Below are 21,464 nucleotides of genomic sequence, written 5' to 3'. Positions count from 1 at the left end.
ATCGCCACCAACGGTCCCCTCGCCCGATAACGGGAGAGGGTTAGGATGAGAGGGGCGCGCCTGTAAGGCCTGCCCCACATTGTTCGCTGCCACGACATTGCGCGCGATTAGCCGCATCTATAAGGCCTGCCCCACCTTGATTGTTGCCGCCACATTGCGCGCGGTCAGTCGCACATTCTGCGCCGCATTGGCTAACGCATCCTCCAGTGAGCCAATGCTAAACAACACGCTGAATACCGCATCCAGCCCGTGCTGATGCACCACGCCAACATCTGCGGTTAAACTGCCCGCAATGCCAATCACCGGCTTGTTAAACTGCTTTGCCACCTTCGCCACACCAATCGGCACTTTGCCGTTAATGGTCTGGCTATCAATACGCCCTTCGCCGGTAATCACCAGATCGGCATCCTGCACCTGATCCGCTAACGCAAGGGCTTCCGTGACGATCTCAATACCGCGACGTAGCTCGGCCTGGCAAAACGCATGCAGTGCCGCGCCCATGCCCCCCGCCGCACCGCCGCCCGCAATGTGCAGCACATCAATGTCTAAATCGCGATGGATAATCTCAGCGTAATGCGCCAGCGCTTTATCCAGCTGCTGCACCAGTTCCGGCGTGGCCCCTTTTTGAGGACCAAAAATCGCCGAAGCCCCCTCTTCGCCGGTCAGGGGATTAGTGACATCGCAGGCCACTTCAATGCGGCACTGCTGAATACGTTTATCCAGCTGATCGATTTCAATCCGCGCCAGCTGCGGCAGTGCGCCGCCGCCAAAGGCAATCTCATTGCCCTGCTGGTCCAGCAAGCGAGCGCCCAGCGCCTGCATCATGCCGGATCCCCCATCGTTGGTGGCGCTGCCGCCAATGCCAATAATGATGTGGTCAACACCGCGATCGAGCGCGTTTTTAATCAGCTCGCCAGTGCCATAAGAGTTGGTGATCAACGGGTCACGCTGCGCGGCCGGCACCAATTCCAGGCCGCTGGCTGCCGCCATTTCAATAAAGGCGCTGCGCTCATCACCCGATAATCCATAAAATGCCTCAACCGGCGCGCCGAGCGGTCCGGTCACGGTCAATCTGACAATACTTCCCTGCGTCGCCGCCACCATGGCTTCTACCGTGCCTTCGCCACCGTCGGCGACCGGTATTTTCACGTATTCGGCGTCGGGAAAAATTTCGCTAAATCCCGCTTCAATCGCCGCAGCCACTTCCAGGGCGGACAAACTCTCTTTATATGAATCCGGTGCGATGACAATTTTCATAGGCAATCCGAGCGCGATGGATGACGGAGTTCCGTCCTGCTAATGCAGTAAGCTGCCCGGCATCCGCAGACACCGGACAGGCAAACTACCGGGTGATCTCGACCTGAGCTAATTTTTCATAATAGCAAGCCAGTGCACTATGGTCAGATGTGCCCTTGCCGTCGACTTTCAGCGCTTGCATCATTTCCATCACCGCAGCCGTCAGCGGCAGATGCGCGCCAATGCCGTGTGAAGTGTCCAGCGCATTCGCCAAATCCTTGATGTGCAAGTCGATGCGGAAGCCTGGCTTAAAGTTACGATCCAGCACCATCGGCGCTTTGGCATCGAGTACAGTGCTGCCTGCCAGCCCACCACGAATCGCCTGATAAACCAGTTCTGGGTTCACACCGGCTTTGGTTGCCAGCGACAGCGCTTCGGACATCGCCGCGATGTTCAGCGCCACAATCACCTGGTTTGCCAACTTAGTGACGTTACCTGCACCGATATCGCCGGTGTGCACCACCGAACCGGCCATGGCTTTCATGATGTCATAGCACTGGTCGAATACCGCTTTATCGCCGCCAACCATCACAGACAGCGTGCCCTCAATCGCTTTTGGCTCGCCGCCGCTGACCGGCGCATCCAGCATCTTGATGCCTTTTTCTGCCAGCGCATCGTGCACTTCACGGCTGGCCAGCGGCGCAATCGAACTCATGTCGATCACAATCAGTCCTGGCTTCGCACCTTCGATAATCCCGTTGGCGCCGAGGCAAACCTCTTTCACCTGCGGTGAGTTCGGCACCATGGTGATCACCACATCAACCTGTTCGGCGACCTCTTTTGGCGTTTTCGCCACGGTAGCGCCCAGCTCCACCAGCTCGGCTTCATTGCTGACGTTGTGGTCACGTACCACCAGTGAATAACCGGCTTTCACCAGGTTTTTACTCATCGGTTTGCCCATAATACCGAGGCCGATAAATCCAATTTTCATTGCCTTTCCTCTTCGTCAGTTATTTCTTAAATTTGTCACACAGCGCCTGCGTGGCGTTGCGGAAAACACCGAGATCGCTGCCCACGGCAACGAATGTGGCGCCCCATTCGAGATAACGGCGCGCGTCGGCTTCCACCGGCGCCAGAATGCCGCTTGGCTTGCCCGCCGCTTTGGCACGTTCAAAGATGTGTTTGATTACTTTCAGCACTTCAGGATGTGCAGGCTGACCGAGATAGCCCATCGCCGCCGAGAGATCGCCCGGTCCGACAAAAATGCCATCCACGCCGTCAACGGCAGCAATCGCATCGATGTTATCCACCGCCTGCTGCGTTTCGATCTGCACCAGCACTGTGATGTTGTCATTGATGGTGGCGTTGTAATCCGGCAGCGTGCCGTACATATTGCTGCGATGCGAAACCGACACGCCGCGAATGCCCGCTGGCGGATAACGCGTTGACGCCACGGCGCGAATCGCCTCTTCCTCGGTCTCCACAAACGGCACCAGGAAGTTGTAGAAACCGATATCCAGCAGGCGTTTGATGATGATGGGTTCGTTGCACGGCGGACGCACCACCGGCGCACTGTGGCTGCCCTTCAGCGCCATCAACTGCGGGATAAAGGTGGTGATGTCGTTGGGCGCGTGTTCGCCATCCAGCACCAGCCAGTCAAAACCCGCCAGACCCAGAACTTCGGTGGAAATCGGGCTGGCAAGTGCGCACCAGCTACCAATCAGGGTTTCCCCTGCCTGCAAACGGCGACGAAAGTGGTTCGGCCAGGCATTGCTCATTGTCTTTACTCCTGTCTGTTACAACAGGCGCCCGCACGGGGCGCCGGAAACATTAGCGCACCAGGCACGGACGCTTGTTATCGAAGGTCCAGTTCGGCACGAGGTACTGCATCGCCTGCGCATCGTCGCGCGCGCCCAAACCGTGTTTCTGATACAGCGCATTGGCCTGCATGACCTGATCCATATCCAGCTCGACACCAAGACCCGGTTTTTGCGGTACCTGTACCATGCCGCCCTTGATCTGGAACGGCTCTTTGGTCAGGCGCTGATTGCCCTCCTGCCAGATCCAGTGAGTATCGATGGCGGTAATCGCGCCCGGCGCGGCAGCGGCCACGTGGGTGAACATCGCCAGCGAAATATCGAAGTGGTTGTTAGAGTGCGAACCCCAGGTCAGGCCGAAGTCATGACACATCTGCGCCACGCGCACTGAACCTTGCATGGTCCAGAAGTGTGGATCCGCCAGCGGGATATCCACCGATTGCAGCGACAGCGTGTGGCCCATTTGGCGCCAGTCGGTGGCGATCATGTTGGTGGCGGTCGGCAAACCGGTTGCGCGACGGAATTCCGCCATCACTTCGCGGCCAGAGTAGCCCTGCTCGGCCCCGCATGGATCTTCTGCGTAGGCCAGCACGCCTTTGAGTTGTTTACCGAGCAGAATCGCCTCGTTCAACGACCAGGCACCGTTGGGATCGAGAGTGACGCGCGCCTGCGGGAAGCGTTTCGCCAGTGCCGTGACCGCTTCGGCCTCTTCGCCACCGCGCAGCACGCCGCCTTTCAGTTTGAAATCGTTGAAGCCATATTTTTCATAGGCAGCTTCCGCCAGTCGCACCACGGTATCCGGCGTCAGTGCCTCTTCATGACGCAGGCGATACCAGTCGCACTTGTCTGTTTCCTGGCTCTGATAAGGCAGCGAGGTTTTCTTGCGGTCACCGACGTAGAACAGGTAACCCAGCATCTCCACGCGGTCACGCTGTTGGCCATCGCCGAGCAGCGAGGCAACGTTGACGCCCAGGTGCTGACCGAGCAGATCCAGCAGCGCCGCTTCAATGCCAGTCACCACATGGATGGTGGTACGCAGGTCGAAGGTCTGATTGCCGCGTCCGCTGGAATCGCGGTCGGCAAAAGTACTGCGAACCAGGTTAAGGATGTTTTTGTACTCACCCACGGTCTTCTGCACCACCAGCGCCGCCGCATCTTCCAGCGTCTGACGAATTTTCTCACCGCCGGGAATTTCACCCACGCCGGTGTGGCCCGCGTTATCCTTGATAATGACGATGTTACGGGTGAAGAACGGTGAATGGGCGCCGCTCAGATTCAGCAACATGCTGTCGTGACCGGCCACCGGAATGACCTGCAGCGATGTGATTTTTGGTGTCTGACTCATTTCCTGCTCCTTATGCATGACGGCGACCGAAGGCCGGACGCTTACGGTCGAATGACCAACCGGGAACCAGATACTGCATCGCCGTGGCGTCGTTACGCGCACCTGCCGGCAGAGATTTGTAGAGGGCATTGGCTTGATGCAGACGATCCCAATCCAACTCGACGCCGAGGCCGGGCTTATCCGGTACGGCAATCTTGCCGTTGCGGATTTGCAGCGGCTCTTTGGTGAGGCGCTGATCGCCTTCCTGCCAAATCCAGTGGGTATCGATAGCCGTCGGTTTGCCCGGTGCGGCAGCGCCAACGTGGGTAAACATCGCCAGCGAAATATCGAAGTGGTTGTTAGAGTGGCAACCCCAGGTTAAGCGCCAGTCGTCGCACAGTTGCGCCACGCGCACCGCACCGCTCAGCGTCCAGAAGTGCGGATCGGCCAGCGGGATATCGACTGAGTTGAGCATCACCGCGTGATTCATCTCGCGCCAGTTGGTGGCAATCATATTGGTGGCGACCGGCAAGCCGGTGGCACGGCGGAACTCCGCCATCACTTCGCGGCCGGAATAGCCCTGTTCGGCCCCGCACGGATCTTCAGCATAGGTCAGCACCTCGCCCATGCCTTTGCACAGACGGATGGCTTCATCAAGCGTCCAGGCACCATTGGGATCGACGGTGATACGCGCATCCGGGAAACGCTTTTTCAGCGCGGCCGCGGATTCCATCTCCTGCTCGCCCGGCAATACGCCGCCTTTCAATTTGAAATCTTTGAAACCGTATTTGTCCTGTGCCGCTTCCGCCAGGCGCACCACCGCATCTGGCGTCAGTGCTTCCTGATGACGCAGGTGATACCAGTCATGGCTGGCACCTTCGCCCGTCAGATACGGTAAATCGGTTTTGCGACGATCGCCGAGATAGAACAGATAACCGAGCACGGTGACTTCATCGCGCTGTTGTCCCGGACCGAGCAACTCGGCTACCGGTACGCCCAGACATTGACCCAGCAAATCCAGCAGTGCCGCTTCCAGCGCCGCCACCGCGTTGACACGCAGTTCGAAGGTCCAGGCCCCTTTACCGAAGGTATCGAAATCCGCTGACTGATTACCTTTGTGCACCTGCTGCACCAGGCGGTTCATGCGCGCCACCTGCTGGCCTTTGACCTGTGGAATCGCCTCCACCAGCGTTTGACAGATCGTTTCGCCACCCGGCGCTTCACCGACGCCGGTATGACCATCACTGTCGGTCAGTACCACAATGTTGCGGGTGAAGCAGGCGCTGTGCGCTCCACCAATGTTCAGCAACATGCTGTCGTAACCGGCAACCGGAATCACCTGCATATCGGTGATCACCGGGCTACTTTGCGTATTCATAGTTCGTCCTTATGCTCGGTGTTTCAGTTCGATACGTTTGATATCACCCGTGATGAACAGGAAGCTAAACGCAGCGACGAAGGCGTGGATCCCGACATAAATCAGCGCTCCTTCGAAAGAGCCAGAAGCGGCGATGATGTAACCGATAGCAATCGGCGTCACGATGCCGGAGAAGTTGCCGAACATGTTGAACAAGCCACCGCTCAATCCACTGATCTCTTTCGGTGCGGTATCCGCCATCACTGCCCAGCCCAGCGCACCAATACCTTTGCCGAAGAACGCCAGCGCCATAAACAGCACCACTACCCACTCAGTTTCGGTGTAGTTACACATCACCATGCTGATAGAGAGCAGCATGCCAACCACGATGGGGGTCTTACGTGCAACGTTCAGCGAACCAGTTTTGCGCATCAGGTAATCGGAAATCACGCCACCTAACACACCACCGAGGAAGCCACAGATGGCCGGAATCGAGGCGATCATGCCCGCTTTAAGAATCGACATGCCGCGCGCCTGCACCAGATACACCGGGAACCAGGTAATAAAGAAGTAGGTCAGCGCGTTAACGCAATATTGTCCGAGATAGATACCCCACATCATGCGGGTCGAAAGCAGCTGTTTGATTTGATACCACTTCTCATCCCAGCTCACTTTGCGGTCGGCTTTTTTGGCATCCATGTTGATCAACGCGCCGCCCTGCTCCATGTACTCCAGCTCAGCTTTGTTCACACCCGGATGGTTGTTCGGATCGTGCATGAACTTGAGCCAGACGAAGCTGAGGATGATGCCCAGTCCGCCCATGAACCAGAACACGTGCGCCCAGCCCACTTCGGCCACCAGCCAGCCCATAATCGGGGCGAAGATCACCGTGGCGAAATACTGCGCCGAGTTGAAAATGGCGACGGCGGTGCCGCGCTCTTGTGCCGGGAACCAGGCCGCAACAATACGGCTGTTACCCGGGAAGGAAGGCGCTTCTGCCAGGCCGACCATAAAGCGCAACAGAAACAGTGAAACGACGATGCCGAAGCCGCTGAACAGATCGACAAAGCCCTGCAGCAAGGTAAACAGCGACCAGAGGAAAATACTCCAGAAGTAAACGCGTTTTGAGCCAAAGCGGTCAAGCAGCCAGCCGCCAGGTATTTGTCCAATAACGTAAGCCCATGAGAAGGCGGAGAAGATATATCCCAGACCGACCGAATCAAGGCCGATATCTTTAGACATCGCGGAACCGGCAATCGAGATGGTTGCACGGTCACCGTAGTTGAATGATGTGACGATAAATAACATCACCACAATCCAGTAACGGGCGTTGGTGCGTTTTTGCACCGCTTCCGCTGTCTGGCTGAAACTATTCATGATGCACTCCTGAAATATAGCGAACGCTACATTCACTCTGACTGCATACACATCGCGTTGGGTATCAGAATGATGTCGGGTTAAACACGGCGATTGTTGTTATGGCAAAACGATGATGCGTCGTGACGAATAACCAAACGTTGAAGAACGAGAATCAGTATAGGAACAGCCAAACCACGAGGCATTGGAATAACGCATGATGATGAACATTGATTCATGCTGATTTTATGGCAATTGCACATATCCCTGCGGCGTAGCTCACGGAACCTGATTTTTCACCCGTAGATTGATTAAGAAGCAGCCAGCCAACGTGCGCTTTGTGAGTCTGTTCACTTGTATTTGGATAAACGAACCAAACTCAGGTAATAAAACCCCAAAAAGCCAGTCAGTTGCACAATGCGCAGGCCAATACCCCTGCATATACTGAGGCTGGCAAAAAATGATGACGTGACGGAAGCATTTACAACGCGCTGCCATGTACAGCGCGACGAACTGGAAGGTGAGCAATGAACCGACCGCTAACAGAGAAACCGCTTTATATAAAAGTACACGACGCCGACAACGTGGCGATCGTGGTGAATAATCAGGGTTTGCCTGCGGGTACCCGCTTTGAGGATGGCCTGCAGCTCACCGAACACGTGCCGCAAGGACATAAAGTGGCGCTGGTGGACATTCCTCAAAACGGCGTCATCCTGCGCTACGGCGAAGTGATTGGCACCGCCTTGCGCCCGATTGCGCAAGGGAGCTGGATTGAAGAATCTCTGGTGGCGCTACCCGAAGCGCCTCCGCTCAACAGTTTGCCACTGGCGAACAATGTGCCCCCCACTCTGCCACCGCTCGAAGGATACACCTTTGAGGGTTATCGCAACGCCGATGGCAGCGTAGGAACACGCAATCTGCTCGGTATCACCACCAGCGTGCACTGTGTCGCTGGCGTCGTGGATTACGTGGTGCAAATGATCGAGCGCGATCTACTGCCACGCTATCCCAACGTTGATGGTGTAGTGGCACTGAATCATCTTTATGGCTGTGGTGTGGCGATCAATGCGCCCGCTGCGGTGGTGCCGATTCGCACTATCCATAACCTCGCGCTGAACCCCAATTTTGGGGGCGAAGTGATGATTGTCAGTCTCGGCTGCGAGAAATTACAGCCGGAGCGTCTGCTGACCGGCACGCCGGATGTGCAGGCCATCTCGCTGGATGATCATGACATTGTGCGTTTGCAGGATGAACGGCACGTTGGTTTCGGCGCGATGGTCGATGAAATTCTTCAGGTGGCTGAGCGCCATCTGAAAAAACTGAATTTGCGCCAGCGCGAGACCTGCCCGGCATCAGAACTGGTGATTGGCACGCAGTGCGGCGGCAGCGATGCATTTTCCGGCGTGACGGCCAATCCGGCAGTCGGCTTTGCTTCTGATTTGCTGGTGCGCTGCGGCGCCACCGTGATGTTCTCCGAGGTCACCGAAGTACGCGATGCAATACATCTGCTGACGCCGCGCGTGGTCGATGAAAATGTGGGTAAACGCCTACTGGAAGAGATGGCGTGGTATGACGATTATCTTAGCCAGGGCCAAACCGACCGCAGCGCCAATCCCTCGCCGGGTAATAAGAAAGGCGGGCTGGCGAACGTGGTGGAGAAAGCGCTGGGATCGATTGCCAAATCAGGACGCAGTCCGATTGTAGAAGTGCTGTCACCAGGGCAGCGCCCAACAAAGCGCGGTTTGATCTATGCAGCGACACCGGCCAGTGATTTTGTCTGCGGCACCCAACAGATGGCCTCGGGCATTACCTTGCAGGTGTTCACCACCGGTCGTGGCACACCCTACGGTTTGGCTGCGATTCCGGTGATTAAAATGGCGACGCGCAATGCCCTGGCTGAACGCTGGCACGATTTGATGGATATTAATGCAGGCACCATTGCGACAGGTGAAGAGAGTATCGAGCAGGTGGGCTGGCGGTTGTTTGAGTTGATACTGGAGATTGCCAGTGGTCGCAAACAAACCTGGTCTGATCGCTGGGGCATTCGCAATCAGCTGGCGGTGTTTAATCCGGCGCCGGTGACCTGAGTGCGATCTCACCCTCTCCCAACAAGGGAGAGGATGCAATCTGGCGCGCCTGAAACATCATCATCTTATTTTCAGGCCGTTCAGATTGCCGCTTGCCAAAGACGAAGCGAAGGCAGAATTACAGCAGCTTACCCCAGCTCTCAACCCAAGGCGTGGTCACTGACTCAGGCTCAGGATCTTCAGTGGCATCCACCAGCAGCACATCACCGATGCGTTTGGCACTTTGCTCCTGCAAGGTGGCATCAAAAGTTTTACCCGCGCCGCAGAAGTTCTCATAGCTGCTATCACCCAGTGCAATCACGCCGTAGCGAAGCTCTGGTTGATAACCCACTTCATCGCGTATCTGCACATACAAGCGGGCAATATTGTCCGGGAAGTCGCCCTGGCCGGTGGTGGAGGTGACAATCAGAATGACCTCCTTGCTGTAAGCCTGCCAATCCGCCAGTGACGCATCCTCAAAAACTTTCACTTCGTGGCCCTGCGCTTCCAGTACCGGCTGCGCTTCTTCCGCCACCAGCAATGCATTGCCGTAAACCGTACCTGTAAAAATGCCAATCTTTGCCATCTTGCCGCTCCTTTATTCTGTTGGCTTATCCTGGACTGCCTCGTCGGCAAACTCAACCCTGGGAACCTCAGGGATCTGATCCTGCCAGCCAAAATGTTCCAGCATGCCTTGCCAGACGCGATCGAGCCCGGCGCGAATCACCAGAGGTTCTCCGGTGACCGGATGCGTCAGACTCAGCGCACTGGCATGCAGCATCAATCGATTCATACCAAAGTGCTCTGCTGCCCCCCGATTCTGCCGCAAATCACCATGGGCGCTATCGCCAATAATCGGGTGGCGCAGATGCACCATATGGCGGCGAAGCTGATGTTTACGGCCGGTACGCGGCGACATCTCCACCAGGGTATAACGCGCGCTGTTGTAGCGACTGATCGCCACGGGCATCTCTACCTGCGCCAGTGAGCGATAGTCGGTGACGGCAGGCTGCGCGGTACGTTCCTGAGTGGCGAACTTATCGGCAATCTTATCCAGCTCTTCGACCAACGGATAATCGAGCGTCGCGCTGCCATCCAGCCAACCGCGCACCACCGCATGATAGGTCTTCTGCATTTTATGCTGCTCGAACTGCTGTGACAGTAGATGCGCCACTTCGCTGGAGAGCGCCATTAACAGTACGCCGGAGGTGGGGCGATCGAGGCGATGCACAGTAAATACGTGCTGACCAATTTGATCGCGTACCGTTTGCATTACCACCACTTTTTCGTCGCGATCGAGCCAACTACGATGCACCAGCCAGCCGGACGGTTTGTTGACGGCGACCAACCATTCATCTTGATAAAGGATTTCCAGCATTAAGAGGTCGGGTCCTGAAAAAGCGCATCAAACTGGCCCAATGTCAGCAACAGGACCGCATGGCCGGGTGTGGTCGCAGGTAACGCGACTTCATAATAAGGCGTGACTGAGAAATTTTGCGGCAGTGGCGCGCCGGCTTCGATTAGCGCATGGAAACGTGGGATGAGTACCCACTGCAGCCACTCCAGCGGCTCCATGGTATTGAGACAAAAAGGCTCGGTGCTGGCGAAGGCTGCCGGCTCAGGGGATTGCGTCTGCCAGTGGCCATGTTCGCGCATCACCGCTTCGATTTGCTGCAGCTGTTGAATAATCATTTGCGACGACATACGCCACCTCCAGAGAAAAATTGGGCGGCAAGCATACCACTAGTCGTTCAACGTGCAAAAAAGGCATAAAAAAAAGGGAGCACTGTGATTACAGTGCTCCCGGTTTCGTTCGCAGCATTCCCGCCACCGCTGTGCTCCCTGCTCATCCATGACAACTCTTCCTCTGCTTTCCATTGCCTGTCATCGTGACAGTTATCCTTAGCATCCTGGCCCACCACCATCCACGTGGCTCTCATTCTCCGTCCTGGAGGTGTCCCTGACTCAATCCTGAGTGTCCTGCTTCATCCTGAAGCCTTCCATGTGCCGTAAACTCCGTTACGTTCCTGCCTCCTGGCTGACATTCTCCTGAACGTCTCTTTATCCCCAGCATCCTGCCAGTGGTGACTATTCTGTCAGAAACCATCGTAATAACAAGTTAGTAAGACGCGTTAATAGATTTCTCACACTACTAATTTTAGGAGTGATGCCATAACCTTATGATTCACAATATTTTTACATCTTTGTTTTCCGGATGGCTGCAAGATGATCTAGCGATCTCTCACACCTGATGTGAGAGATCTCTTACAAACCTAACCTGTGAAATCTGCTAATTAGGCTTTAACCGGTTGTAAATCATTAAGAAATGTCTGAATACTTGCCGCCAGCACCTGGCGCTTTTTACTACCAGGCTGTTCCAGAATCACTTCACCGGAAAGATTACACAGAGCAATCACATCCTGCTCCGATTCAGTAGTCGCAATAAATAATGTTGGACTCTGTTTTAACCGGCGCTTCATGACCAGATGGCCAATCAGATTCTCCTGCAAGCGGGTAAAGTCTGATTCGCTCCACACCTGTAACAACGTTATCGGCTGCTGTTGAAAGGTTGCGGTCATATCGCCGGCAAACTGCGAGGTGTAAAAAGCACTGATTTCCGATTGCAACTGAATATCCAGTGCCCGCTCGACGGCTTCCAGCGTGGCTGGCAAGGTGAAGGGCTGTGGTTGCCACAGCACACAATCATCCAGCGTGCTGACAATACAAGGGGATGGCACACCCAGCAGATCCGAACTGGCGGGCAGATGTCCAGCCTGCTGCTGCCAATGTTGCACATAACGGGCGGTAAACTCACGCAGGGCATCTGCGGTTTGCTGCATCATTCTTCTTCTCGCTTGTGATCGGTTACACTTAGCCACTTTGATGGAATTTAGTGGTAACCGATATGTCTTCTGAAAACCGCGATCAGGCGTTAAGCGGCCTGACGTTAGGTAAGCCCACGGCTTATGTTGATCGCTACGATAACACGCTGCTGCAATCGGTGCCGCGCAGCCTGAATCGCGAACCGCTGGGGCTCTACCCGGATAATCTGCCGTTCCAGGGCGCAGATATCTGGACGCTGTACGAACTCTCCTGGCTCAACAGCAAAGGCGTGCCGCAGGTGGCGGTAGGCGAAGTGGTACTGCGCGCGGACAGCGAAAACCTGATCGAGTCCAAGAGCTTTAAGCTCTATCTTAACAGTTTTAACCAGACGCGTTTCGCTGACTGGGGCGAAGTGCGCCAGACACTCGAGCGCGATTTGCGTGCCTGCGCCAATGGCGAGGTCAGCGTGGCGCTGTTCCGTCTGGGCGAAGTGGAAGGACAGCCGATCGGCCATTTCAATGGCGATGTCATTGACGAGCAGGATATCGAGATTCACGACTATGCTTTTAACGCCGATTATTTAGTGCAGGCTGCGGGCAGTGAAGTGGTGGAAGAAACGCTGGTGAGCCATTTGCTGAAATCCAACTGTCTGATCACCCATCAGCCCGATTGGGGCTCTGTGATGATTCGCTACAAAGGCCCACGTATCGATCGTGAAGCCCTGCTGCGTTACCTGATCTCATTCCGTCAGCACAATGAATTCCATGAACAGTGCGTTGAGCGCATTTTCAACGACATTCAACGCTTTTGCCGACCAGAAGCCCTCACTGTTTATGCACGTTATACGCGCCGTGGAGGACTGGATATTAATCCGTGGCGCAGCAACGTCCCCTTCTCTCCCGGGTTTTCCCGCCTGGTCCGTCAGTAACAGATTGCGAGACGCCTCGCAGGCCGCAGCACGGATGCGCGGTTCCACTTGAGCATTCACTGCGTACAACGTTACTCTGTCAAAGGCGCTAAGGTCTAAACCTGCGCCCCGAAGGATTTTCGTCACTGCGTTCAGCAAGTTAAGCGCAGCGTCACCCGCCACGCATTTGCGTGTAAAGGAGTTCTCTTGATTACACATATCAGCCCGCTTGGCTCAATGGATCTGCTCTCCCAGTTGGAAGTCGACATGCTGAAGCAAACGGCCAGCAGCGACCTTTACCAGCTTTTTCGCAACTGCTCACTCGCAGTGCTCAACTCCGGCAGCCAGACCGACAGTAGTCAGGAACTGCTCTCCCGTTTTGAAAATTTCGACATCAACGTGCTGCGCCGTGAGCGCGGCGTCAAACTCGAACTGATTAATCCTCCGGAAGAAGCCTTTGTTGATGGCCGTATTATTCGCTCATTGCAGGCCAACCTGTTTGCCGTGTTGCGCGATATTCTGTTTGTGAATGGCCAGCTTGAGCGCAGCGATCAGAAAAACGCTGATGATTCCGCTCACATCACGAATCAGGTGTTTTCGATTCTGCGTAACGCGCGTGCGCTGCACATTGGCGAATATCCCAACACCGTGGTGTGCTGGGGTGGTCACTCGATTAACGCGGTGGAGTATCAGTATTGCCGCAATGTCGGCACGCAAATGGGCCTGCGTGAACTCAACATCTGCACCGGCTGTGGGCCTGGCGTGATGGAAGCGCCGATGAAAGGCGCCGCGGTGGGTCATGCCCAGCAGCGCTATCATGACAGCCGTTTCATTGGTCTGACCGAACCGTCGATTATCGCGGCTGAGCCACCGAATCCGCTGGTGAATGAACTGATCATCATGCCGGATATCGAAAAACGCCTTGAAGCCTTTGTGCGTATTGCCCATGGCATCGTGATTTTCCCAGGCGGCGTCGGTACGGCAGAAGAGCTGCTGTATCTGCTGGGCATTCTGATGAATCCCCATAACAGCGATCAGGTGTTGCCGCTGATTCTGACCGGCCCGAAAGAGAGCGCCGATTACTTCCGCGTTCTGGATGATTTCATCGTTAATACGCTGGGTGAAACCGCGCGTAAGCACTACAAGATCATCATTGATGATGCCGCCGAAGTGGCGCGTCTGATGAAGAAAGCCATGCCGCAGGTGAAAGAGTATCGTCGTGAAACTGGCGATGCTTATAGCTTTAACTGGTCAATCCGCATCGCGCCAGAGTTGCAGGTGCCGTTTGTTCCAACACACGAAAACATGGCCAATCTGAAACTGTTCCCGAACCAGCCTGCTGAGAAACTGGCCGCTGATTTGCGTCGCGCCTTCTCAGGTATCGTGGCAGGAAACGTGAAGGAAGTGGGCATCCGCGAAATTCGTGAAAAAGGTCCGTACAAACTGCACGGCGACGCCGACATCATGCATCGCATGGATGAACTGCTGCAGGGCTTCGTCGCACAACAACGTATGAAACTGCCGGGCAGCGCCTACATCCCCTGCTACGAAATCATTAAATAACCCACCAGGAAGGCAGCCTGCGGGCTGCCGCTATCATTATGTCGTTTCATCTTCTGATTATTGATGCTCTAAACCTGATCCGCCGTTTGCATGCGGTGCAAGGCACGCCCTGCCGCGAAGCCTGCGTCGCCGCGCTGCATCAGCTTTTAGGCCACACGCAACCGACGCACGTCGTGGCGGTATTCGATAGCCACGATCGTCACCCTGGCTGGCGGCATCAGCTGCTGCCCGATTACAAAGCGGGCCGCCCACCGATGCCGGATGATTTGCAGATGGAGATGCCCGTTATCCAGCAGGCCTTTGAGGCTGTCGGCGTGCGTTGCTGGGTCGCCGATCTCGATGAAGCTGACGATCTCGCTGCCACGCTGGCGGTGAAAATGGCCGATGCCGGACATCAGGCAACTATCGTCTCCACCGACAAAGGTTATTGCCAGCTTTTAGCGCCGAATATCCGCATCCGTGATTATTTCCAGAAACGCTGGCTGGACGTGCCTTTCATCGAGCACGAGTTTGGCGTCACGCCCGCGCAATTACCCGATTACTGGGGACTGTGCGGCATAAGCAGCAGCAAAATCCCCGGCGTTACCGGCATCGGTCCCAAAAGCGCCCGCGATTTGCTCACGCAGTTTGGCACCCTGGAAGCCCTGTATCAGCAGTTCGATCAGGTTCCGGAAAAGTGGCAAAAGAAATTGCGCGATCACCAGCAGATAGCAGAAATTTGCCGCCAGGTCTCAACGTTAAAACGCGATTTGGTTCTGCAGGGGAATTTAAATACGTTGCGGTATAAGCCGTGAATGGCAGGTGCAGCGCCCTCTACCACATAAACACGCGAATCTCTTGATAGGTGACAGGTGATAGGTGATTGGTGCTAGGTGCAAAAAATTGCACTGCGACGAACTTAACCCGAGAGATCCTGCGAAATAATTTGTGCTACAGCAAGGCGGCAAGTGCGAGAGTCCCCGGGAGCATACGCCAGTATGTGACCGGGGCGAACAAGCATAGCCAACGCCGCTGTAGTGCAAAGTATGAAGCAGGATCGGCAAGTTTATTAAGTCCCCAGAGACATACATCAGTATGTGACTGGGGCGTATAAACGTAGCCAACGCACCTGTGGCGCGAAGTATGACGGGAAATTTAGCGTTCGTCGCGACGGCCGCCCACAGCCGCCCAAAGCCGGCGCACATGTACAGTAATTTCTTCCCGATCGTGATACAGCTGGCGCGCCTGAATCTGGGCATTCACGCCCTTCTCTTTCAATGCCGCATCCATCATGGCCAGATTTTGCGTCACTTCTTCATAACGCTTTTTCATCGGCAGCTTGAGGTTGAAAATCGCCTCACGGCACCAGCCGTTGACCAGCCACTCCGTCATCAAACTGGCGACGCGAACGGGTTTTTCCACCATGTCACACACCAGCCAACTAATGTTATTGCGCGATGGGCGGTATTTGAAACCGTCTTCACGGCAGTGCGTGACTTGCCCGGTATCCATGAGGCTGGGCGCCATCGGGCCGTTATCTACGGCGTACACCCACATGCTGCGTTTAACCAGCTGATAGGTCCAGCCGCCAGGACACGCGCCAAGATCCACGGCATACATGCCGCTGCCCAGGCGCTCATCCCACTCATCGGCCGGGATGAAGACGTGAAACGCCTCTTCCAGCTTCAGCGTTGAACGGCTTGGCGCATCCGACGGGAACTTGAGGCGCGGGATGCCCATATAGAATGGTGAGTTGTTCTCTGGCAGCGAGTAACCGACATAGCAGGTACCCGGTGCAATAAAGAACACATGCACCACCGGGCGTTTCGGCGATTCGTAGTTGAGCAGGATTTTGCTCTCACGCAGGCTGGCGCGCAGCGGTACGGTTAACTTACGACAGAACCTGGTCAGTTCTTTCGCTTCATTGGTATCCGGCACTTCGACACGCAGCTCGCCGCCCTTCTCCACCACACCGGTTAGCATGCCGACAATCGGGGTAATACGATCTTCTGGCGGCAAATCGCGCAGCAGTTCACCCACCACCAGCATCTGACGGGCAAAAATCAGCTCGGCAAACGGCAGCGTTTGAATCAGCTTTTCGGCATCTTCCTGCTGATAGCACTCATAGAGCACGTAACCAGAATCATCTTTGACACGGGCAAAACCGTAAACTTCACGTTCAGCGGCTTTGGCGCTGATCTCTGCCGCACACTCTTTCTCAAAGCCAGGACGGCAATAGAGTAAAACTTTATTCATGGCGATCCGCCTTTCGTTTAAGACGCAATGCGCCAATCAACATCAAGAACCAGCCAATCAGGAAAAACAACCCTCCCACTGGCGTAACAAAAACCCAAAACTTCAAGTGCGACAACGCTAAACAATACAGGCTGCCACTGAACAACACGGTGCCAAGCGCCAGCGCAGCGCTGCTCCAGTAAAACCAGATATTGGCGCGACGCAGCATGGCCGCACCCAAACCAATCACCGCCAATGTGTGATAGGCCTGATATTCAAGACCGGTATGGATCCACGCCATTTCCGCCGGGCCGAGCGATTTGCTCAGCACGTGTGCTCCAAAAGCACCAAAGGCCACCAGCAGGAATCCGCTAATGGCGGCAAACACAAACATGGCACGACTGGACATTCATTGTTCCTCAGGATGACACTGCACATCACTGTGCAGCACTCAACGCATTAGTGATCGTAGCGAAAGCGGAATTTTTCTTGTTCAGCTGCGGCTTTTTCCAGGATCCACTGACGAAAGGCGGCTATTTTACCCAGTTCTGCCTGGCTGTCATGACAAACCAGATAAAAAGCGTTTTTACTGACTAACACGTCATTAAATGGACAGACCAGCCGTCCAGCTTCAATTTCACTCTGCGCCATCACATTATTAGCCAGCGCCACGCCCTGGCCGTGAATCGCCGCCTGCAGCACCATCGCGCTATGGCTGAAGATCGGCCCCTGCTGCACATTAATGTGCTGCAATCCTAGCTGACGGATATAGGATTGCCAGTCGCGGCGCGAAGCATCATGCAGCAGCGTAAAGTGTGCCAGATCGGCGGGCGTTTTAAGCGGATGGTCGCCAGTCAGAAACATGGGCGAGCAGACCGGCAGCAAATATTCGGCATACAGTTTCTCAACCCGCAAACCCGGCCAGTTACCGCGCCCATAGAAAATCGCCACATCAACATCATCGGCCAGTTTCTCTTCATCACGGTCCACCGCCTGAATACGCACATCGATGCCCGGATAAGCCATATTAAAGCTGGAAAGACGGGGTACCAGCCATTGAATGGCAAAGCTGGGCAACAGACTGACGGTTAAGGCACCCTTCGCGCTGCGCGCCTGAAGTTTACGCGTCGCATCGTTGATAGCCGAGAAGATCTCTTTAATATCCAGATAGTAGCTTTGACCTTCTTCTGTCAGTAAAAGCGAACGATTCCTCCGTCGAAATAGCTTAAGACCGAGGAAATCTTCCAGAGATTTAATCTGGTGGCTAACAGCTGCCTGGGTGACAAACAGCTCTTCAGCGGCTTTTGTAAAGCTTAAATGGCGGGCTGCAGCATCGAAGACGCGTAAAGCATTAAGCGGTGGAAGGCGTTTAGACATGGTTTTCCATCAGCGGATTCACAAGGTAACAGTCCGACTTATACAAGGTCGTTACGTATTAGTTATTTTAATCCGAGACATTATAATTTGTCCGTTGAGGAAGCTCCAGCAAATACCTATAGTTGCCGCACTTCCTGAGCCGGAACGAAAAGATTTCTGGAAACGTGCGAGAGATCGCAGACTTTTGGAGAGCTTTTGGCTTGTGGTCGTGATGTTGTGTTTGCATTTTGATCTGACGATTGCAGATCAAGCTTTTAATTCCTGTAGATTTACCCTGTCTGTCCAAGTGATTTTATGCAGCACCGCAAATTGCGGTGCTTTTTTTTGTCCTACACATCCCTGTGTACCCCTTTCGGGCCGTCACTGAAGCGACGTAAAAATTTCTCCGGGAAATTTTTGGCTTGCTGCTTACTGCCCCATCTCAACCATCTCTTTCACATCTGTACGATTGATCTGCTGCTCGTTGCCATTGGCATCTTTATAACTGATCATACCGGTTTCATCGTCAACTTTCGGTTTCCCGTCCGCTACAATGGTGCGACCATCATTGGTATGCATGACATAATTGCTGGAACAAGCAGCCAGGGTAAAGGCCATGGTACACACGGCCAGCACTGCGGCGAGTTTTTTCATCTTCTATCTCCTTGCAGATTGATTGCATTAAACCACCCGCAAGCGCTGACCAGAGGCAGCAAAAAGTGAAATCGACTGGTAAAGGTCGATTCGTTATGCGGGTTGCGGTTCAAACCTTGCAATAAATAGCATAACGCGCTTTTCCAGCTTTGCCAGCGAATCGGCCGGGTTTCAGCCTGGTCCTAAAATTGAATACAGTGGGTTTCGTATGACCATCTTCTCCCCAACCGCCTTCCGTGCGCAGTTTCCGGCATTAAGCGATGCGGGCGTTTATCTTGATAGCGCAGCCACTGCCCTGAAGCCTCAGGCTGTGATCGACGCCACATCGCAGTTCTATAGCTTGAGCGCAGGCACCGTGCATCGCAGCCAGTTCAAATCAGCACGCGACCTGACAGAGAAGTATGAACAGGCGCGCGGCCGGGTGGCCAAATGGCTGCACGCGGGCGATGACCGTCAGATTGTCTGGACGCGTGGCACCACGGAGGCCATCAATCTGGTGGCGCACAGCTGGCTGGCACCGCGCTTACAACCTGGCGATGAAATCGTAGTCAGCGAAGCCGAGCATCACGCCAATCTGGTGCCGTGGTTAAAGGTGGCACAAGCCGCAGGCGCGAAAGTGGTGAAATGGCCGATTGGCGCGGATCGTCTGCCCGATATTCGTCTACTGCCTGATTTGCTAAACGCACGCACTAAGCTGCTGGCGATTGGGCAGATGTCGAATGTCACCGGTGGCTGTCCGGATCTGGCACAGGCGATTACCCTGGCACATCATGTTGGCGCCAAAGTGATGGTAGATGGCGCACAGGGCGTGGTGCACGCGCCCCCCAACGTTCAGGCGCTGGACATCGACTTTTACGCCTTCTCCGCGCACAAGCTGTATGGCCCAATGGGGATTGGTGCGCTGTACGGCAAAGCCGAGCTGCTGGAAGAGATGGATGCGTGGCAAGGCGGCGGCAAGATGTTAACGCACGTCGACTTTAATGGCTTAACGCAGCAGGCGGTACCGTGGCGATTTGAAGCCGGCACGCCCAATGTCGCGGGCGTGGTGGGCCTGAGCGCGGCGCTGGAATGGCTGTCGCATCACCACGCTGAAAAAGCAGAGATGTGGAGCCAGCAACTGGCCAGCCTCGCCGAAGAGCAATTAGGCGAGATTCCCGGCTTTCGCAGTTTCCGTTGTGGTAATGCCAGTTTGCTGGCGTTTGATATCGCGGACATTCATCACAGCGATATTGTCACTCTGCTGGCAGAGCAGGATATTGCGCTGCGTGCCGGACAGCACTGTGCACAGCCATTAATGGCGGCACTGGGTGTTAGCGGCACCCTGCGCGTATCATTCGCCCCCTATAATAATTTGCAGGACGTGGATGCGCTGGTGCGCGCCATGCATCATGCCGTAGACCTGTTGAGTGAATAACGTTATGACCACCCTGATCGGCCCACATCCGTTTGGCGATGTGATTACTGAAGCCAGCCTGACCGAAAAATTTTCCCATTTTCATCAGTGGGAAGATCGCTATCGCCAGCTGATCCAGCTCAGCCGCCAGTTACCCGCTCTGGAAGATGACGTGAAGACGGCAGAGATTGAGCTGAGCGGTTGCGAAAATCGTGTCTGGCTGAGCAGCCAACGGCTACCCAACGGCAAACTTCACTTTTACGGCGACAGTGAAGGCCGCATCGTGCGCGGTTTGCTGGCGGTGCTGTTGACGGCGGTGGAAGGCAAAACGCCAGCCGATCTGTTAGCACAAGATCCGCTGGCGTTGTTTGATACTTTAGGCCTGCGTGCGCAGCTTAGCGCCTCACGCAGCAGTGGCTTAAAAGCGTTGGCAGATGCAGTGCAGCGCCACGCGCGCGCGCATCAAGCAGCCTGACGCGCCGCGCGTGCGAGGAATTTCTTCAACGCGTGCGACACCGCGATAAACCCGAAAGTGGCGGTCACCATGGTGGCCGCACCGAAGCCCGCCGCACAATCCATACGTTTCGGGCCTTCTGCGGTGCTTTTGGAAGTACAAACACTGCCATCCAGCTGAGGATAAACCAGCGCCTCAGTGGAAAACACGCAATCAATCCCTAACTTGCCTTTGCTGTTCTTCACCACACCAAAGTCGCCTTTCAAGCGCTCACGCAGTTTTGCCGCCAGCGGATCCTGAATAGTTTTGGCTAAATCGCTGACCTGAATCTGCGTCGGATCGATTTGCCCGCCCGCACCGCCGGTAGTGATCAGCGGGATCTTGTTACGACGACACCAGGCAATCAGCGCGGCTTTAGGGCGCACACTGTCAATTGCATCAATCACGTAATCAAAACCGGCTGACAGCATTTCAGCGGTGTTATCCGGCGTGATGAAATCATCAATGCAGATCACTTCGCACTCAGGATTTATGGCGCGAATACGCTCCGCCATCACCTCGGTTTTCGCTTGTCCTACTTTTCCTTGCAGGGCGTGGATCTGGCGATTGGTGTTGGTAATGCAGACGTCGTCCATATCGATCAGCGTGATTTTACCAATCCCGGTGCGCGCTAACGCTTCGGCGGACCACGAACCGACACCGCCGATACCAATCACACAAAAATGGGCGTCGGCAAAACGCTGCAGCGCCTCTTCCCCATACAGACGTGCCGTACCGCCAAAACGTTGCCGCCAGGCATCGCTGACTACTTTCATATCAAACCTTTTGATGCGGTGCGCATGAATACGCACCCTACAGAAACAGTGATGGACGCATTGGATCGCGAAGACTGGCGACCCATGGCAAATCAGCTGAATACTCCCGCTGATTTGCCGCAGGGAAGA

Annotated in this window: 21 protein-coding genes; 6 read left to right on the top strand and 15 right to left on the bottom strand. The window is 55.1% G+C overall.

Annotated elements, in window-relative coordinates; all coding sequences use genetic code 11:
- Positions 1-117 precede the first annotated feature (117 nt).
- The 6 genes from QMZ65_RS06930 to QMZ65_RS06905 all read right to left on the bottom strand — a co-directional run bounded on the left by QMZ65_RS06930 (position 118) and on the right by QMZ65_RS06905 (position 7,111).
- Positions 118-1,257 carry a glycerate kinase gene (locus QMZ65_RS06930; protein ID WP_097117970.1) on the bottom strand — a complete coding sequence of 380 codons (1,140 nt, stop codon included), beginning with the start codon at positions 1,255-1,257 and terminating at the stop codon, positions 118-120.
- A gap of 85 nt (positions 1,258-1,342) precedes the next feature.
- Positions 1,343-2,227, bottom strand: a complete 885-nt coding sequence (gene garR, locus QMZ65_RS06925) for a 2-hydroxy-3-oxopropionate reductase (protein WP_034823058.1) — start codon at positions 2,225-2,227, stop codon at positions 1,343-1,345.
- A 19-nt stretch (positions 2,228-2,246) separates the two neighbouring features.
- Complete coding sequence (gene garL / locus QMZ65_RS06920) at positions 2,247-3,014, bottom strand: 2-dehydro-3-deoxyglucarate aldolase (protein WP_097117971.1); 768 nt, start codon at positions 3,012-3,014, stop codon at positions 2,247-2,249.
- Positions 3,015-3,066: 52 nt separating this feature from the next.
- On the bottom strand, positions 3,067-4,398 hold the full coding sequence (gene gudD, locus QMZ65_RS06915; RefSeq protein ID WP_058961510.1) for a glucarate dehydratase: 1,332 nt from the start codon (positions 4,396-4,398) through the stop codon (positions 3,067-3,069).
- A 10-nt stretch (positions 4,399-4,408) separates the two neighbouring features.
- Entirely contained in the window at positions 4,409-5,755 is a 1,347-nt protein-coding gene (locus QMZ65_RS06910; protein ID WP_283215656.1) for an enolase C-terminal domain-like protein, read from the bottom strand.
- 9 nt (positions 5,756-5,764) lie between these two features.
- Positions 5,765-7,111 (bottom strand): MFS transporter, encoded by a 1,347-nt coding sequence (locus QMZ65_RS06905; RefSeq protein ID WP_058961512.1) that lies wholly within the window; start codon positions 7,109-7,111, stop codon positions 5,765-5,767.
- 506 nt (positions 7,112-7,617) lie between these two features.
- On the opposite strand from QMZ65_RS06905, the gene garD reads away from it, so the two are divergent.
- Positions 7,618-9,177, top strand: a complete 1,560-nt coding sequence (gene garD / locus QMZ65_RS06900) for a galactarate dehydratase (protein ID WP_211729268.1) — start codon at positions 7,618-7,620, stop codon at positions 9,175-9,177.
- A gap of 118 nt (positions 9,178-9,295) precedes the next feature.
- Here the strand turns inward: garD and QMZ65_RS06895 are convergent, their stop codons facing one another.
- From QMZ65_RS06895 to syd, 4 genes are all read right to left on the bottom strand, one after another.
- Positions 9,296-9,742 carry a flavodoxin gene (locus QMZ65_RS06895; protein ID WP_034823070.1) on the bottom strand — a complete coding sequence of 149 codons (447 nt, stop codon included), beginning with the start codon at positions 9,740-9,742 and terminating at the stop codon, positions 9,296-9,298.
- A gap of 12 nt (positions 9,743-9,754) precedes the next feature.
- Positions 9,755-10,534: a tRNA pseudouridine(65) synthase TruC gene (truC, locus tag QMZ65_RS06890; protein ID WP_283215655.1), complete on the bottom strand. Its 780-nt coding sequence runs from the start codon at positions 10,532-10,534 to the stop codon at positions 9,755-9,757.
- Complete coding sequence (locus QMZ65_RS06885) at positions 10,534-10,860, bottom strand: YqcC family protein (protein WP_200681239.1); 327 nt, start codon at positions 10,858-10,860, stop codon at positions 10,534-10,536. Before QMZ65_RS06885 ends, truC begins: the two co-directional genes overlap by 1 nt.
- 590 nt (positions 10,861-11,450) lie before the next feature.
- Positions 11,451-11,999: a SecY-interacting protein gene (gene syd / locus QMZ65_RS06880; protein WP_058961517.1), complete on the bottom strand. Its 549-nt coding sequence runs from the start codon at positions 11,997-11,999 to the stop codon at positions 11,451-11,453.
- 62 nt (positions 12,000-12,061) lie between these two features.
- Here syd and queF point away from each other — a divergent pair, with 62 nt between their 5' ends.
- From queF to xni, 3 genes are all read left to right on the top strand, one after another.
- Positions 12,062-12,907 (top strand): NADPH-dependent 7-cyano-7-deazaguanine reductase QueF, encoded by an 846-nt coding sequence (gene queF, locus QMZ65_RS06875; RefSeq protein WP_160833100.1) that lies wholly within the window; start codon positions 12,062-12,064, stop codon positions 12,905-12,907.
- A 186-nt stretch (positions 12,908-13,093) separates the two neighbouring features.
- Positions 13,094-14,449 (top strand): nucleotide 5'-monophosphate nucleosidase PpnN, encoded by a 1,356-nt coding sequence (gene ppnN, locus QMZ65_RS06870; protein WP_034823077.1) that lies wholly within the window; start codon positions 13,094-13,096, stop codon positions 14,447-14,449.
- Between the two features lie 38 nt (positions 14,450-14,487).
- Complete coding sequence (xni, locus tag QMZ65_RS06865; RefSeq protein WP_283215654.1) at positions 14,488-15,243, top strand: flap endonuclease Xni; 756 nt, start codon at positions 14,488-14,490, stop codon at positions 15,241-15,243.
- Between the two features lie 340 nt (positions 15,244-15,583).
- Here the strand turns inward: xni and rlmM are convergent, their stop codons facing one another.
- From rlmM to QMZ65_RS06845, 4 genes are all read right to left on the bottom strand, one after another.
- Positions 15,584-16,684, bottom strand: coding sequence for a 23S rRNA (cytidine(2498)-2'-O)-methyltransferase RlmM (gene rlmM / locus QMZ65_RS06860; RefSeq protein ID WP_097117981.1), 1,101 nt, complete (start codon positions 16,682-16,684; stop codon positions 15,584-15,586).
- Complete coding sequence (locus tag QMZ65_RS06855) at positions 16,677-17,072, bottom strand: DUF423 domain-containing protein (protein WP_034823080.1); 396 nt, start codon at positions 17,070-17,072, stop codon at positions 16,677-16,679. The genes rlmM and QMZ65_RS06855 overlap by 8 nt, the downstream gene beginning before the upstream one ends.
- A 50-nt stretch (positions 17,073-17,122) precedes the next feature.
- Entirely contained in the window at positions 17,123-18,040 is a 918-nt protein-coding gene (locus tag QMZ65_RS06850; protein WP_045816412.1) for a transcriptional regulator GcvA, read from the bottom strand.
- Between the two features lie 408 nt (positions 18,041-18,448).
- Positions 18,449-18,673: a YgdI/YgdR family lipoprotein gene (locus QMZ65_RS06845; RefSeq protein ID WP_034823084.1), complete on the bottom strand. Its 225-nt coding sequence runs from the start codon at positions 18,671-18,673 to the stop codon at positions 18,449-18,451.
- A 208-nt stretch (positions 18,674-18,881) separates the two neighbouring features.
- On the opposite strand from QMZ65_RS06845, the gene csdA reads away from it, so the two are divergent.
- Together csdA and csdE are read left to right on the top strand one after the other, a co-directional pair.
- Positions 18,882-20,087: a cysteine desulfurase CsdA gene (csdA, locus tag QMZ65_RS06840; protein WP_283215653.1), complete on the top strand. Its 1,206-nt coding sequence runs from the start codon at positions 18,882-18,884 to the stop codon at positions 20,085-20,087.
- A 4-nt stretch (positions 20,088-20,091) separates the two neighbouring features.
- Complete coding sequence (csdE, locus tag QMZ65_RS06835; protein WP_097117983.1) at positions 20,092-20,541, top strand: cysteine desulfurase sulfur acceptor subunit CsdE; 450 nt, start codon at positions 20,092-20,094, stop codon at positions 20,539-20,541.
- On the opposite strand, the gene tcdA is transcribed toward csdE, so the two are convergent.
- The gene (gene tcdA / locus QMZ65_RS06830; RefSeq protein WP_034823088.1) at positions 20,529-21,335 is read right to left on the bottom strand and encodes a tRNA cyclic N6-threonylcarbamoyladenosine(37) synthase TcdA; all 807 of its coding nucleotides are present in this window, start codon (positions 21,333-21,335) and stop codon (positions 20,529-20,531) included. The genes csdE and tcdA overlap by 13 nt on opposite strands.
- Positions 21,336-21,464 lie beyond the last annotated feature (129 nt).

The sequence above is a fragment of the Pantoea sp. EABMAA-21 genome (genome assembly GCF_030053335.1).
GTDB lineage: Bacteria > Pseudomonadota > Gammaproteobacteria > Enterobacterales > Enterobacteriaceae > Pantoea > Pantoea communis.
Note: the sequence above shows the minus strand (reverse complement) of the source record. Positions and strands in the feature narration are given on the sequence as shown.